General features: G+C 71.9%; 13 protein-coding genes and 1 tRNA gene. 3 read left to right on the top strand and 11 right to left on the bottom strand.

The features are described from left to right. Positions 1–48: 48 nt before the first annotated feature. Positions 49–1,077 carry a methyltransferase domain-containing protein gene (locus tag ACZ5K7_RS03855; protein ID WP_351690953.1) on the bottom strand — a complete coding sequence of 343 codons (1,029 nt, stop codon included), beginning with the start codon at positions 1,075–1,077 and terminating at the stop codon, positions 49–51. A 79-nt stretch (positions 1,078–1,156) separates the two neighbouring features. Between ACZ5K7_RS03855 and ACZ5K7_RS03860 the strand changes: the two genes are divergently transcribed. After that, positions 1,157–1,561, top strand: coding sequence for a globin (locus tag ACZ5K7_RS03860; protein WP_351690951.1), 405 nt, complete (start codon positions 1,157–1,159; stop codon positions 1,559–1,561). Positions 1,562–1,594: 33 nt separating this feature from the next. Here ACZ5K7_RS03860 and ACZ5K7_RS03865 read toward each other — a convergent pair whose 3' ends face one another. The 4 genes from ACZ5K7_RS03865 to ACZ5K7_RS03880 form a co-directional block, all read right to left on the bottom strand. Continuing rightward, a complete protein-coding gene (locus tag ACZ5K7_RS03865) occupies positions 1,595–2,263 on the bottom strand; it encodes a DUF8010 domain-containing protein (protein ID WP_351690949.1) in 669 nt (222 codons plus the stop codon). Then, the gene (locus ACZ5K7_RS03870) at positions 2,260–2,670 is read right to left on the bottom strand and encodes an acyl-CoA thioesterase (protein WP_351690947.1); all 411 of its coding nucleotides are present in this window, start codon (positions 2,668–2,670) and stop codon (positions 2,260–2,262) included. The genes ACZ5K7_RS03865 and ACZ5K7_RS03870 overlap by 4 nt, the downstream gene beginning before the upstream one ends. 6 nt (positions 2,671–2,676) lie before the next feature. After that, the gene (gene ettA, locus ACZ5K7_RS03875; protein ID WP_351690945.1) at positions 2,677–4,341 is read right to left on the bottom strand and encodes an energy-dependent translational throttle protein EttA; all 1,665 of its coding nucleotides are present in this window, start codon (positions 4,339–4,341) and stop codon (positions 2,677–2,679) included. Between the two features lie 147 nt (positions 4,342–4,488). After that, a complete protein-coding gene (locus tag ACZ5K7_RS03880) occupies positions 4,489–4,629 on the bottom strand; it encodes a hypothetical protein (RefSeq protein WP_468910091.1) in 141 nt (46 codons plus the stop codon). A 135-nt stretch (positions 4,630–4,764) separates the two neighbouring features. Here ACZ5K7_RS03880 and ACZ5K7_RS03885 point away from each other — a divergent pair, with 135 nt between their 5' ends. Further along, positions 4,765–5,013 (top strand): SCO4226 family nickel-binding protein, encoded by a 249-nt coding sequence (locus ACZ5K7_RS03885; RefSeq protein WP_351690943.1) that lies wholly within the window; start codon positions 4,765–4,767, stop codon positions 5,011–5,013. Between the two features lie 134 nt (positions 5,014–5,147). Here ACZ5K7_RS03885 and ACZ5K7_RS03890 read toward each other — a convergent pair whose 3' ends face one another. The 5 genes from ACZ5K7_RS03890 to ACZ5K7_RS03910 form a co-directional block, all read right to left on the bottom strand. Continuing rightward, positions 5,148–5,519, bottom strand: a complete 372-nt coding sequence (locus ACZ5K7_RS03890) for a hypothetical protein (protein WP_468910094.1) — start codon at positions 5,517–5,519, stop codon at positions 5,148–5,150. 36 nt (positions 5,520–5,555) lie between these two features. Next, positions 5,556–6,947 carry a Cys-Gln thioester bond-forming surface protein gene (locus ACZ5K7_RS03895; RefSeq protein WP_468910097.1) on the bottom strand — a complete coding sequence of 464 codons (1,392 nt, stop codon included), beginning with the start codon at positions 6,945–6,947 and terminating at the stop codon, positions 5,556–5,558. Between the two features lie 371 nt (positions 6,948–7,318). Beyond that, positions 7,319–7,786 (bottom strand): single-stranded DNA-binding protein, encoded by a 468-nt coding sequence (locus ACZ5K7_RS03900; RefSeq protein WP_468910100.1) that lies wholly within the window; start codon positions 7,784–7,786, stop codon positions 7,319–7,321. Between the two features lie 599 nt (positions 7,787–8,385). Continuing rightward, entirely contained in the window at positions 8,386–10,368 is a 1,983-nt protein-coding gene (locus ACZ5K7_RS03905; protein ID WP_468910103.1) for a YfjP family GTPase, read from the bottom strand. 522 nt (positions 10,369–10,890) lie between these two features. Next, positions 10,891–12,498 carry a dynamin family protein gene (locus tag ACZ5K7_RS03910; RefSeq protein WP_468910106.1) on the bottom strand — a complete coding sequence of 536 codons (1,608 nt, stop codon included), beginning with the start codon at positions 12,496–12,498 and terminating at the stop codon, positions 10,891–10,893. 320 nt (positions 12,499–12,818) lie between these two features. Here ACZ5K7_RS03910 and ACZ5K7_RS03915 point away from each other — a divergent pair. Beyond that, a tRNA-Arg gene (locus ACZ5K7_RS03915) sits at positions 12,819–12,891 on the top strand. Between the two features lie 172 nt (positions 12,892–13,063). Here the strand turns inward: ACZ5K7_RS03915 and ACZ5K7_RS03920 are convergent. Then, complete coding sequence (locus tag ACZ5K7_RS03920) at positions 13,064–13,753, bottom strand: GAF and ANTAR domain-containing protein (protein ID WP_351690930.1); 690 nt, start codon at positions 13,751–13,753, stop codon at positions 13,064–13,066. Positions 13,754–13,930: the final 177 nt, after the last annotated feature.

The raw sequence follows: 13,930 nt of genomic DNA on the forward strand, positions 1-13,930 counted from the left end.
CCGCGGGGCGCGACCGGCCCCCACTGCCCTGCGGCCGAAAAACACTGCTCAGACCGGGAGAGGCCAGACCCACGGCCCCTCCCGGTCGTCCAGCCACAGCCACTCCCCGTCGCCCTCCACCGTGACGCCGTACCGCTCGCGCCCGGGCATCCCCGCGCGCTGCCACACCTCGTAGGCCTCCCGAGGGCTGAGCACCCCCTGGGTCAGCTCCATCAAAAACCGGAACAGCTCGTCCTCGAGCGCCCAGGACGGCACCCCGCCCGCCTCCCCCGGCGCCGCCCGCTCCACCCCGCGCAACGGCACGAAGAACGCGGCCGACGGCAGGAACCGGCCCTCGGCCCACCCTCCGCCCCGCACGGCCAGCGCCAGCAGTCCCGTGGCCACCGGCGCGAGAATCCGCGCCCCCGCCGCGCACTGCGCGACCCACACCGGCGGCACGCTCGGCAGCGCACAGGTCGCGATGATCCGGTCGAACGGCGCCCGCTCTGGCACCCCCCGCGCCCCGTCCCCGGTGACGACGGCCGGCCGGTGACCGGCCGCGGCCAGATGCAGCCGCGCCGACTCGGTGATCTCCGGATCCACGTCCACCGTGGTGACGAGATCGTCGTCGCCGAGCCGATGGGCCAGCAGGGCCGCGTTGTACCCGGTCCCGGCGCCGATCTCCAGCACCCGGTCGCCGTCGGACACCCGCAGCGCGACCAGCATCCGCGCCATCAGCGAGGGCTGGCTGCTGGAGGACAGCAGCTCACCGTCGCGCAGCCGGGTGGCCAGCGGAACGTCCTCGTAGGCGCCGCGCACCCAGCGTTCCCGGGCCCCGGGATCGGCGCTCTCGCCCCACCGGCGCTCATAGCCGCGTGCCCCGGCGACGTAGTAGTACGGCACGAACAGATGCCGGGGCACCGCCTCGAAGGCCTCCCGCCACAGCGGCTCCGCCGTCCAGACCCCCTCGGCGTCGATCTCCCGCACCAGCTCGCCCCGCGCCACCGCGGCCAGCCCCTCGATGTCCGGGATCCCCGAGGTCGCGGAGATCTCCGGGGTCGCGGAGATCTCCGGGGTCTCGAAGTCGTGGGTGCCCATGTGCCCACACTAGAACCCGGCCCCCGCAGCGGGTCCTAAGCCTTGAGTCCTCGGTCACCGCGTCTGAGACCATGTACGGGTGAGAGAGATTCGGCGCGGCACGCTTCAGGAGAAGACCTTCTACGAGCAGGTCGGCGGGGAGGAGACCTTCCGTCGGCTGGTCCACCGTTTCTACGAGGGTGTCGCCGAGGACCCGCTCCTCAAGCCGATGTATCCGGAGGAGGACCTGGGCCCGGCCGAGGAACGGCTCACCCTGTTCCTCATCCAGTACTGGGGCGGCCCCACGACGTACAGCGACAACCGCGGCCACCCCCGGCTGCGGATGCGGCACGCCCCCTTCACCGTGGACCGGGCGGCGCACGACGCCTGGCTGCGGCACATGCGGGTGGCCGTGGACGAGCTGGGTCTGTCCGAGGAACACCGGGAGACCCTCTGGAACTACCTCACCTACGCGGCCGCCTCGATGGTGAACACCCCGGACTGACCCCGGGGCCCCGGACTGACCGCGGGTGCCGGCTCAGCGGACGCTGACGTCCAGCGCCCCGAGTCCCGCCCGCCGTACCGCGATCGACCCGAACGGCGTGCGCAGCCGCAGCCAGGCCCCCGCGGAGAACAGCTCGGCCTCGTCGGCCGGGCGCAGGAAGCGCAGCGACTGGGCCGCGTGCACGGCCCGTACCGGGAGCCGGGTGCCGCCCACGGGCCGGGACCAGATGTCCCGCCCGATCCGGTCGAGTTCGGCCCGGGTACGGGCCTCCGGTGCCAACTCCGCCGTACGGGCGCGGAATTCACCCACCGCGGCCGCCACCGTGGCCGCCAGCGCCCGCGGCGCGGGCAGGCCCGGCTCCGGCCGCCAGCCACCGCGCGGCGGCAGCACGCCCGCCCACGGTGGCCCGGTGACCGCCCCCGGTACTCCGGCCGTGGCGGCCCGCTCGTCCACCGACTCCAGCAACTCCCCCGCCGAGACGGTCACATCGAGCGCGACGTCGAGACCCTCCTCGTACGGCTTGGCGAGCCGCACCGCGCGGATCGCCAGCACCTCGAAGGACGGCGGCCGCCCGAAGACGGCCAGCGCGGTGCCGGCCGCCTGGAGGCGTACCGCGGCCGAACGGTCGTAGTGGAGCAGCCGGGAGAGGAAGGCCGCGAAATCCGCCGCCTCCCCGTCGTCGGCGAGATGGAGCACCGTCATGCGGCGACGGCCTCCTCCTTGTCGTCCCGGTACTCCTCCAGGAAGTCCCGCTCGTCGGCGGTGATCCTGCGCGGCCGGCCCGTCTCGAAGTCGAAGGGCACGACCACCGTGGAGGCCCGTACGTAGATCAGGTCGTCGTCCTTCACCTCGTAGGTGATGGTGAAGGAGGCGGCCCTGATCTCGGTGATCCACAGCTCGATGTCCACCGGGTGGTGCCGGTGGACGAGCTGCCGCTTGTAGTCGATCTCGTGGCGGGCCACCACCGACCCCTGCTTGAAATCCTTTTCCGGTCGGAACAGGAAGTCGATGCGGGCTTCCTCCAGGTAGCGGATGAAGACCGCGTTGTTGACATGACCGTACGCGTCCATGTCGGACCAGCGCAGGGGGCAGCGGTAGTGGTGACGCAAGTCCGATCAGCCCCGGGTCAGCTTCTTGTAGGTGGCGCGGTGCGGACGGGCGGCGTCCGGGCCGAGCCGCTCGATCTTGTTCTTCTCGTACGACTCGAAGTTGCCCTCGAACCAGAACCACTTGGACTCGCCCTCGTAGGCGAGGATGTGGGTGGCGACCCGGTCCAGGAACCAGCGGTCGTGGGAGACGACCACGGCGCAGCCCGGGAACTCCAGGAGCGCGTTCTCCAGGCTGGAGAGGGTCTCGACGTCGAGGTCGTTGGTCGGCTCGTCGAGGAGCAGCAGGTTGCCGCCCTGCTTGAGGGTGAGCGCGAGGTTGAGGCGGTTGCGCTCACCGCCGGAGAGGACGGCGGTCGGCTTCTGCTGGTCCGGGCCCTTGAAGCCGAACGCGGACACATAGGCCCGGCTGGGCATCTCGACCTGGCCGACGTTGATGTAGTCGAGGCCGTCGGACACGACCTCCCACAGCGTCTTCTTCGGGTCGAGGTTGGCGCGGCTCTGGTCGACGTAGGAGATCTTGACGGTCTCGCCGACCTTGATGTCACCGGCGTCCGGCGTCTCCAGGCCCTGGATCATCTTGAAGAGCGTGGTCTTGCCGGCGCCGTTCGGGCCGATCACGCCGACGATGCCGTTGCGCGGCAGAGTGAAGCTCAGCCCGTCGACCAGGACCTTCTCACCGAAGGCCTTGTTGAGCTTGTCGACCTCCACGACCACGCTGCCCAGCCGCGGGCCCGGCGGGATCTGGATCTCCTCGAAGTCCAGCTTCCGCATCTTGTCGGCCTCGGCGGCCATCTCCTCGTACCGCGCGAGACGGGCCTTGGACTTGGCCTGCCGCCCCTTGGCGTTGGAGCGCACCCACTCCAGCTCTTCCTTGAGGCGCTTCTGCCGCTTGGCGTCCTTCTGGCCCTCGACCTTGAGACGGGTCGCCTTGGTCTCCAGGTACGTGGAGTAGTTGCCCTCGTAGGGGTAGGCGCGGCCGCGGTCGAGCTCGAGGATCCACTCGGCGACGTTGTCCAGGAAGTACCGGTCGTGAGTGATCGCGACCACGGTTCCGGCGTACTTGGCGAGGTGCTGCTCCAGCCAGTTCACCGACTCGGCGTCGAGGTGGTTGGTGGGCTCGTCGAGGAGCAGCAGGTCGGGGGACTCGAGGAGGAGCTTGCACAGGGCCACGCGGCGCCGCTCACCACCGGAGAGGTTGGTGACGGGCCAGTCGCCGGGCGGGCAGCCCAGGGCGTCCATGGCCTGCTCCAGCTGGGCGTCGAGGTCCCAGGCGTTGGCGTGGTCCAGCTCCTCCTGGAGCTTGCCCATCTCGTCGAGCAGCGCGTCCGAGTAGTCGGTCGCCATCAGCTCGGCGATCTCGTTGAACCGGTCGAGCTTGCCCTTGACCTCGGCGACACCCTCCTGGACGTTCTCCAGGACGGTCTTGTCCTCGGTGAGGGTGGGCTCCTGCATCAGGATGCCGACGCTGTAACCGGGCGAGATGAAGGCGTCGCCGTTGGACGGCTGCTCCAGCCCCGCCATGATCTTCAGCACGGTCGACTTGCCGGCGCCGTTCGGACCGACAACGCCGATCTTCGCCCCCGGCAGGAAGCTCAGGGTGACGTTGTCGAGGATCACCTTGTCGCCGTGCGCTTTGCGCGCCTTGCGCATGGTGTAAATGAACTCAGCCAAGAGAAACCGTCCGGCAGCTTGAAACTGGCAGTGGGCAGATACACCCCATCTTGCCTGACGTCCAGCCTTGGGTGTTAACCCGTTTGGTCTGGCGCCGCTGACCTGCGGCTTTACTGGCGGCGACTGCGGCTCGTCTGTCACCGCCGGTCACCGTCGGTCGGCCTCGTGAGGCAGAGCCGGGATGGGCGCGCCGGCGGCAAGGTGTTCCCCCATCAGCCAGAGCATCTCGTACAGGTCCTCGGCGCCGGGATGCCGGTAGTCCTGGGACGCCTCTCCCCTCTGGTGCACCTCGCCGGCAACCCGCTGGCCAGGGCCTGCACAGTCGCCGTCATGGCCGCACGGGCACAGGATGGAAATGACGGAGCCGACGAGTGCGACTCGGCAATTCGCCGGGGCACGAGAGCTGGATGGAGGCGCGAAGTCATGCCCCAGTTCATGGACGTCCACCACGGGATGAACGGCATCACGGCCGACCAGCTGAAGCAGGCCCACGGGGCCGATCTTGCCATTGAACAGGAAGAAGGCGTCCACTTCGAGAAAGCCTGGGCGGACCCGGAGTCCGGCACGGTCTACTGCCTCTCTGAGGCCCCCTCGGCCGATGCGGTCCAGCGTATCCACGAACGTGCCGGTCATCGGGCCGACGAGATCCACCCGGTGCCCGTGACCGTGTGAACGCGGGTTCCCTCTGGCGCACCATCGGCGAAAGCCAAGGACCCCCGGTCTTGGGGACCGGGGGTCTTCTCGTGGGTGGGGCCGACAGGATTTGAACCCGTGGCCTCATCCTCTGTGGTGGTGGGGGGCGGGAGTCAGGGGCGGTCGGTGGGGCCGGAAACGGAAGGGGACTGGAGGGTGCGGTGCAGGAGCAGGGCCGTTGCCGTCAGAGCTCCTGCGACTCCGGCCGCGCGGAGGGCGTGCGAGGAGCGCCAGGACAGGACCGACCAGCGGGACTGCGCCGACAGGAGGGATCCCGTGCTCAGCCATGAGCCGGCCGAGATCAGGGACAGCGCCGAGCCGATCGAACCGACCGAGAGGGCGCTGCCGATCGAGCCGACGGACAGGGCCGAGCCGACCGACCCGATGGACAGTACGGATCCCACCGAGCCGATCGACAGCACCGAGTCCTGCGACCACAGGGACAGCACCGAGTCGGAGGCGGCGGCGCGGGGTGGCTTGGTCATGGAGCCATACTGCCCTGCGGGGCCTTTCGGCGGGGGTCAGTCGCCCGTCGGGTTCTCGCGGCGGCGGAGGATCACCAGGACCGCGCCGCCGATCACCACCAGGCCGATGGCGACGCCCGTGATCACGCCGGTCGCGGAGTCGCCGCCGGTCGCGGCGAGGTTGACGTCGGACGCGGTGCCGCCCACCGAGGCGGGGCTGGGCTCGCTGAGGGTCTGGGTGGTGAGGCCGCTCTCGACGGCCTGGGTCTTGCAGTCGAAGACGCCGGTGAAGCGCCGTTCGAGGCTGTTGGCGCCGGTGATCGTGAAGTCGTAGACCTGGTCCTCCTGGAGCGGGATGGTCACCGTCCGCGAGGTGTTCGCGGGGATGGTGTGCTCGGTGCCCATCAGCTCGAAGGTGAACGGCTGGTCGCCGGTGTTGGCCGCGGTGATGTCCACGCCGCCCGCGGCGCAGTTCTTCTCGGCCGACAGCGCCGGTATCGCGCCCTGCTCCGCCCAGGTCGCGTTCGCGGTCGCGGCGACCGTGGACTCGCTGGAGCCGGCCAGGATCTGGGTCTGACTGCGGCTCTCGGAGGTGAAGGCGCGGCCGACCGGGACGGTGGTCGACGCCTGGACGGCGAGTTCGGCGGACGCGTCCGTGGCGTCGTCGGGGACCTTGAAGTACAGCTGGGTGCCGTCCTGCGCCGTGGTGACCGGCTTGCCGGTCTTGTCGGTGATCCGTACGCCGGTCAGGGCCGCGTCGGCGGGCGGGACCACGGTGACGGTGCGCGCGTTGGTGTGGACCGTGACCGGGCCGAGCAGGCCGCCCGGCCGGCCGGAGACCGCGGGCGGGTCCAGGGTCAGCGAGGCCTGCGGCTCGGTCTGGCCGTGGGCGTTCTTCTCCAGGTAGTCGGCGAGCTTCTCGGCCTGCGGGTCGACGGCGTCGACGTCCGCACCGGCGTCCGGGTCGGAGTATCGCCAGATCGCCACCTGGGTGCCCGCCGCCGCGTCCTGCTCGGTGAGGCTGCCGGCTCCGGCCTTGCGGGCGAGCGCGGCGAGGTCGTTGACCTGCGGGTAGGAGTTCTGCAGGATCCAGCGGATCTTGCCGGCGTTCTTGTTGGCGCCCAGCGAGGTGCCGCTCCAGGCCGCCTCGTGGTACTTGGCGTCCCGCTGGGTGGGGTTGTGGAGGTCGACGCAGTACGTCTGGAGCATGCCGCCGCCGTCCACGGACATCTCGAACAGGCCCGCGGCCACCTGCTCGTCACCGCTGTCGCCGTGCACGACGGCCTCGCCGTAGGTCTTCAGGCCGCCTATGGTCGCCGTCGCCCCGCTCTGGCTCTGGGTGGTGCCGTCGTCGGCCGCGGCCCGGCCGGCACCGGTCAGCGCGACGGCGGCCACCAGCCCGGACGTCAGTGCCGCGGCGGCGAGGCGGGTCACGCCTCTCGCGGACACGGGCGTACCGGAGTGCCTGGCGGACGCACCGGGCGCCGAGGAACCAGAGAACGCAGCGAGCACAGAATTCCCCTTCGAGCAGGACCCCTTGAACGCGGGGGGTGGTCCCACCAGCAGAATCAGCGGCCCCAGGGGCCACGCCCGGCATCCTATGGATCAGTCGGACCGCCCATTCCCGGTGAGATGGTCGGATGAGCGATCCGATCCGTAATCGTTATCGCGGGACGCCGAATGAGCAGCGCCTATCGACAAATCCACCAGGTCGTCGCGGTGGGCACTTCGCAGTGCACCCGCCGATAGAGCGTCAAGAGGCGATCAATCGGCCGCAGTTCGGTCAGGCCGTGGCGAACGGCGTGCCGTCCGGAGCGACTTCACGTCACCGCCACCGGTTCCGGCTGCTGTTGCACGGCGGTGTCGGGGGACTCCGCCGGTGTCTCCCAGTCCGGCTCCGGCCGGGGTGGTGCCGGTGCAGCCGTCTCCGGCTTCCCGGCCCGCCGGAAGGCCGCCGTACCGCGGGCGAGGTCGTGGCCGATCGCCACCGCGTCGATGTCGGCGGAGGTCCACTGCTGGCCCTCCCGGGTCTCGGTGCGCACCTTCAGCCTCCCCTGCACGACGACCGGGTCGCCGACGGACAGCGAGGCCGCCGCGTTGGTGGCGAGCTGCCGGTTGGCCCACACCGTGAAGAAGTTGGTGTGGCCGTCCGTCCAGGTGCTCTTCTCGCGGTCCCAGTAGCGCGAGGTCACCGCCAGCCGGAAACGCGCCGACGGTCCCGCCGCCAGCTCCCGGTAGACCGGCTGCGTCGCCACGTTGCCCACCGCGCAGACCAACGTCTCGTTCATCACGAACCCCTCCCACGCCCGGCCGCCGGGGCCGGGGCGGATCCGCGTACGGGCGCGTCCCGTACGGCTGTGTCCACCGCGGCGGCCGCCCTCGTGGCGATCGCCGCGGGACCAGACTGCCGTGGCCGGGCCGGACCCGCCGGGCGCTGTGGACCACCGGCGGCCTGTGGAAAACCCCACCGCCCGGACGAGTGACCCACCTCCCCCACGGCGGACCTCACCCCGCCCGGCTCCCGCAGACGTCACCACACCCTGCGACCCCGGCCACGGGCCTCACCACTCTCCGGGCCCCACCGACATCACCACACCCTGCGACCCCGGCCACAGACCTCACCGCTCCCCAGGCCCCGCCGACATCAGCACACCCCCGACCCCGGTCGCAGGCCCCACCACTCCCCAGGCCCCACCGACATCAGCACACCCCCGACCCCGGCCGCAGGCCCCACCACTCCCCAGGCCCCACCACACCTCCGACCCCGGCGGTGGGCCTCACCACTGCGACCCCCGTGGTGGGCCTCGCCTCTCCGCCGCCCGTGGCGGGCCTCACCACACCGCCCGGCCTCGCCACGGGGCTCGCGACACCCATCTTCCCGCCGGCGTCACCCCACCCCGGCTCCCGCCCGCGTCACCCGGCCGTACTGCTCCCGTACCTCCCGGTAGCGCAGCAGTTCCGCCGCCACCGGGTCCAGTACCCGGGCCCGGCCGCACCCGGCCGCCGCTTCCCGCAGGCGGCGCTCGGCCTCCAGGCCGTACCGCCGGGCCGGTCCCCGTGCCGCCAGCCGGCAGCCCCACTCGACCAGCGGCCCGCCGACGATCCCGGCGACCATCAGCAGCACCGGCACGCCCAGGTTGGGCGCCATCACCCCGGTGATCTGCCCCACCAGCCACAGCCCGCCGACCACCTGGAGGAGCGTCATGGCGGCCTGCGCGAGCACCGCCACCGGCCACCAGCCCGGCCGCGGCGGTCGCCCCGGAGGCAGTCCGGCCTGTGCGGCCAGGTCGTCGAGAGCCTCCGACAGGCCCTGCGAGCCGCGTACGGCCGCCTCCCGCACCGCCTGCGCCCAGGGCGCGGGCAGTCCGGCCGAGGCCCGGTCGCAGACCGTGCGCACCGCCTGCTCGACGCGCTGCCGCGCGGTGGCCTCCTCCTCCGGCTGGGCCTGCTGGAGGCGTCCCGTGGGCTGCTCGCCGCGCCCCTGGTACCAGCGCCACAGCCGCAACCAGGGCGTGCCGCAGGCCCGGTTGGCGTTGCGCAGCCAGGCCCGTTCGGCGGCCTCGCCGGCGGCGGTGGCACCCACGGCGTCGGCCAGTCGCGCGGCGAAGTCGTCGCGCGCCTCCTCGCTGAGCCCGGCGCGGCGCCCGGTGGCGTAGACGTGCCGCAGCCGGGCCGCGGCGGCGTCCACGTCGGCGGCGACCCGGCGGGCCGCCGCGCCCCGCTCGGAGACGAACTGGCCGAGGCTTTCGCGCAGTTCGCCGACGCCGTCCCCGGTGAGCGCGGACAGCGCGAGCACGGTGGCGCCCGGTTCGCCGTACTCGCCGAGCGCGACGCCGTCCTCGTCGAGGACCCGGCGCAGATCGTCGAGGACCAGGTCGGCGGCCTCGCCGGGGAGCCGGTCGGTCTGGTTGAGGACGATGAACATGACCTCCGCGTGACCGGACAGGGGCCGCAGATAACGCTCGTGGAGCACCGCGTCGGCGTACTTCTCGGGGTCGACGACCCAGATCACCGCGTCCACCAGCTTCAGGATCCGGTCGACGTGGTCGCGGTGCTGGACCACGGCCGAGTCGTGGTCGGGCAGGTCGATCAGGACCAGCCCGCGCAGTTGCGCGTCCGCCTCCGGGTTGTGCACGGGGCGGCGGCGCAGCCGGCCCGGGATGCCGAGCCGGTCGATGAGGGCCGCGCCGCCGTCGCTCCAGCTGCACGCGATGGGCGCGGCGGTGGTGGGACGCCGTACGCCGGTCTCCGAGATGGCGACTCCGGCGAGCGCGTTGAACAGCTGCGACTTGCCGCTTCCGGTGGCGCCTGCGATGGCGACGACGGTGTGCTGGCCGGAGAGCCGGCGCCGGGCGGCGGCCTCGTCCAGGACCCGGCCGGCCTCGGAGAGGGTCTGGCTGTCGAGTCGGGTACGGGAGAGGCCGACGAGTTCGCGCAGCGCGTCGAGGCGGGAGCGCAGCTGTCCGTCGTACGCCAGCGGGGCGGGGGGCGGGGCGCCCGGACCCCGGGTCTCCAGGACGGGGACGGCCGGTTTCGCGGTCTCGCTGACCCGGCGGGCGATGAGGCCGTCGTCCCAGACGTCGTCGGCGGCTCCCGGGTCGTCCTCGCCCGGCTCCCGCTGCTCGCGTTGCTCCCGCTGTTCCCGCTGTTCCCGCTGTTCCCGCTGTTCCCGCTGTTCCCGCTGCTCGCGTTGCTCTCGCTGCTCTCGCTGCTCCTGCACGCGCGCGTGCGGCACGGTCTCGGTCTCGGCGGCTGCGCCCTCGGCCGGGTCGGCGGGCTCCGTGCCGGTCCCGTCCCGCCGGGCCCGGGGCCCGTCCGGTACGGAGTCCTTCGCGAGGCGCGCCCCGGGGGCGTTCGCGGCCTCCTGCACGCAGTCCGACGCGGAGCCCTTCCCCGAGCCCTTCGCCGAACCTTTCCCGGAGTCCCTCGTCGGGCTGTTCCCGAGGCCATTCCCCGACGCCGAACCTTTCCCGGAGTCCCTCGTCGGGCTGTTCCCGAGGCCATTCCCCGAGTCCCTCCCCAGGCCGTTCCCCGGGCTGTTCGCCAGGCCATTACCCGGGCCGTTCCCCGAGTCCCTCCCCTGGTCCTTGGCCGACTCCATTACGGTGCCCTTCGCGGTGTCCTTCACAGCGGCCCTCACCGGGTCCGGACCGGGGTCGTGGGCGGGTTCCGGTACGCGGTCCGGTACGCGGTCCGACGCGGGCTCGCGTCCGGGCCCCCGACCCGGCTCACGTCCGGCCTCCGGTGCGGAGTCCGCCGCGGTCGGGCCGCTTTCGAAGTCACCGGTGCGGTCACTGCCGCAGTCACTCGTGTACTCACCTGTGTAGTCACCGGTGTGATCCATGCGTTCCATGTGATCCGTGTGGTCGTGGTCAGTGACGGCGGTCACCGGTCACCTCTCCTTCTGGAGGACGGACAGGGCGGCGATGAGTTCGGCCTGGGGTTCGGGGTGGACGTCCAGGGCGTCCAGCGGGGCGAGGCGGCGCTCGCGTTCGGCGTGCATGACGCGGTCCACGTGCTCGCCGAGCAGCCGTCCCGCGCGGTCGCGCAGCCGCAGCGCGCCATGGGCGCCGATACGTTCGGCGAGCCGCTCCCCCGCCACCCGGGTGCGGCGCCCGCCGAGCAGCGCGGTGGCCACCAGGGCGGCGACCGCCTCGGAGTCCGGCGCGACACTGCGGTCGAGTTCGCGCACCTCGTCGTCGGCGTACTCCTCCAGCTCGCGCCGCCAGCGCCGGACGGCGATGCCGATGCGGTGCTCGGCGCTCTCGAGGGAGGGGTCGCGGTCGGTGAGTCCGGGGGCGGCGGAGGCGGGCTCGCGGCGCCAGGAGTCGTCGATGCGTTCGTCGGCGGCGGTCACCGCGCACAGCAGCAGCGCGGCGAGGCTCTCCACCAGGGCGTCCAGGAGTTCGCCGGCGGCGCAGTCGACGGGGAAGGCGCGCCAGCGCTTGAGGGCGTCACCGGCGAGCACGGCGCCGCTCTGGAGCCGGCCGCGCACGCGCGCGAGCTCGCTGTCGTAGGCCGACTCGACGGCGGAGGTCAGGCGCAGGGCCGCCGCGTACTGGGCGGCCGCAGCGCCGGCCAGCTCGGGCATCCGGGCCTTGAGGGAGTCGAGGACACCGTGGGCGGTACGGGCCAGGGTGTGATGGCGGGCGCCGGGATCCTGGGCCTGTTGCAGGAGCCAGGCGCGCAGCGGGGCGACGGCGGTGGCCGGGAGCAGTCCGCCGCCCCACGCGGACTCGGGCAGCTCGGGCACCGTGAACCGGGGCACGTCGCCGAGTCCCGCCTTGGTGAGGAGGGCGCCGTACTGGCGGGAGACCTCGGAGACGACCGTGTGCGGGACCCGGTCGAGGACGGTCACCAGGGTGGCGTCGTACTCCTTGGCGGTGCGCAGCAGATGCCAGGGGACGGCGTCGGCGTAGCGCGCGGCCGTCGTGACCATCACCCAGATGTCCGCGGCGCAGATGAGTTCGGCGGCGAGGACACGGTTGTCGACGACCAGGGAGTCGATGTCGGGGGCGTCGAGCAGGGCGAGTCCGCGCGGGAGGCTGTCGACAGTCTCCACGCGCAGCACGCGCTCGGGTTTCTCGCCGGGGAGGAAGGGGTCGTCGCCGGGTTCCTGGTTCGGTACCCACACGCGCGTGAGGTCGGGTAGCACGCGCATGCCGCTGAACCAGTGATGGTCCTCCGGATGACAGACCAGGACCGGCGTGCGGGTGGTCGGCCGCAGCACGCCCGCCTCACTGACCCGGCGGCCCACCAGAGAGTTGACGAGGGTCGACTTGCCGGCACCGGTCGATCCGCCCACGACGGCCAGAAGCGGCGCTTCGGGTTCTTTGAGCCGGGGCACCAGATAGTCGTCGAGTTGGGCGAGCAGTTCGTCGCGATTGGCACGCGCGCGTGCGGCCCCCGCCAGGGGCAACGGAAAGCGTGCGGCGGCGACACGGTCGCGCAGAGCGGAGAGTGTGTCGAGCAGCTGAGGCCGTACGTCCAAGGTCACCACATGCGAAGAATGCCCAATTTTAGGGGAATTCTGAAGCATATAGACATGTCTGCGCGCCGACAGAACACAACGGGCGGAAGGGACGACTGGGACGGAGGCACAGTCCAGGCATAACGAGTGCACAACACCCGGTGCGTCAGGCGCCAAAAGCGATGCACGATTCGTACCTGCCTGCGATTATCAGGACCGCTTCACTGAACCTCCACATTGAGCCACGGAGGCGAAGCAACCGGGACGAGGACCGGGGAGTTCTATCCTTGTCCCCGGCAACGTCACGGACCGGCCCGACAAGGGCAGGACGTACGAGGCCAGCACAGCCGGCCCCCGTAGCTCAGTGGATAGAGCAGGCGCCTTCTAAGCGCTTGGCCGCAGGTTCGAGTCCTGCCGGGGGCGCCCACTCCGCAGCCATCCGTTCCCCCGGGGAACCGCAGGTCAGATGCGCCTCCGGGGCCGTTCGGGCGGATTTTCGCCGATCACGGGCACGGGCGCCGCGGGCAGTCGAGAAAGGGCTTGTTGTCGACGTCGTACGCCGGCTCCCCGGACAGCCGCCCGCCCACACCGTCGGTCAGGACAGCGGGCCCTGTTCGCAGACCCGGCGGGCGACCTCGCGGAGCTTGATGTTGTTCTCCTGCGAGTAGCGGCGCAGCACGTCGAAGGCCTGTTCCTCGGTGAGGTGGTGGCAGCCCATCAGGATCCCCATGGCCTCGCCGATCAGGTGACGGGTGGCGACGGCCTGTTCCAGCTGGGCCTGGGTGCGGGCGCTGGAGAAGGCGACCGCCGCATGGGAGGCCAGCAGCCAGCCGGCCAGTTCACTGGCCTCGGTGAAGGCACCGGGCCGGCGGGAGTAGATGTTCAGCGCGCCGAGTTCCTCGTCCTCGGTGTAGAGCAGGAAACCCATCATGCTGCCCACGCCCAGCCGGTGGGCCCGGGGAGTGAATTCCGGCCAGCTGGGCTGCTCCTGGGTGAAGTCCCGGATGCGGTACACCCGCTCCCCGTTCTCGTCGCGGGCGACGTCGAAGCACGGCCCCTCGCCCAGCCGCTCCTGGAGCCGGTCGCTGTCGATGACCAGTTGCTCCGTGGGCGCGAGCGTCCGCACCTCCTTGCCGTGCACCACCAGGATGCCCGCCGCGTCGCAGCCCTCCACCAGCTCCGTGGCCGAATCGGTGATCCGGGCCAGGGTGGCGTCGACCGACTCCTGCGCCAGCAGGTCCCGCGCCAACGACGCCAGCCGCTCCGCGAACCCAGCCCAGTCCATCGCGTCCGCCGCCTCCCGGTCATCCCGCTCCCAGCATCGCACGCGGAGCGCGTCGGCCCCGGACCAACCGAGGGTGACATCGTTGTCAGAAGGTGCTCCCGGACCGAGGTGCTCCCGGACCGAGGTGCTCCCGGACCGAGGAACCGCGCTGCCGGGCATCTCGCGTGCAACGGCACA

The organism is Streptomyces sp. NPDC031497 (genome assembly GCF_055580905.1).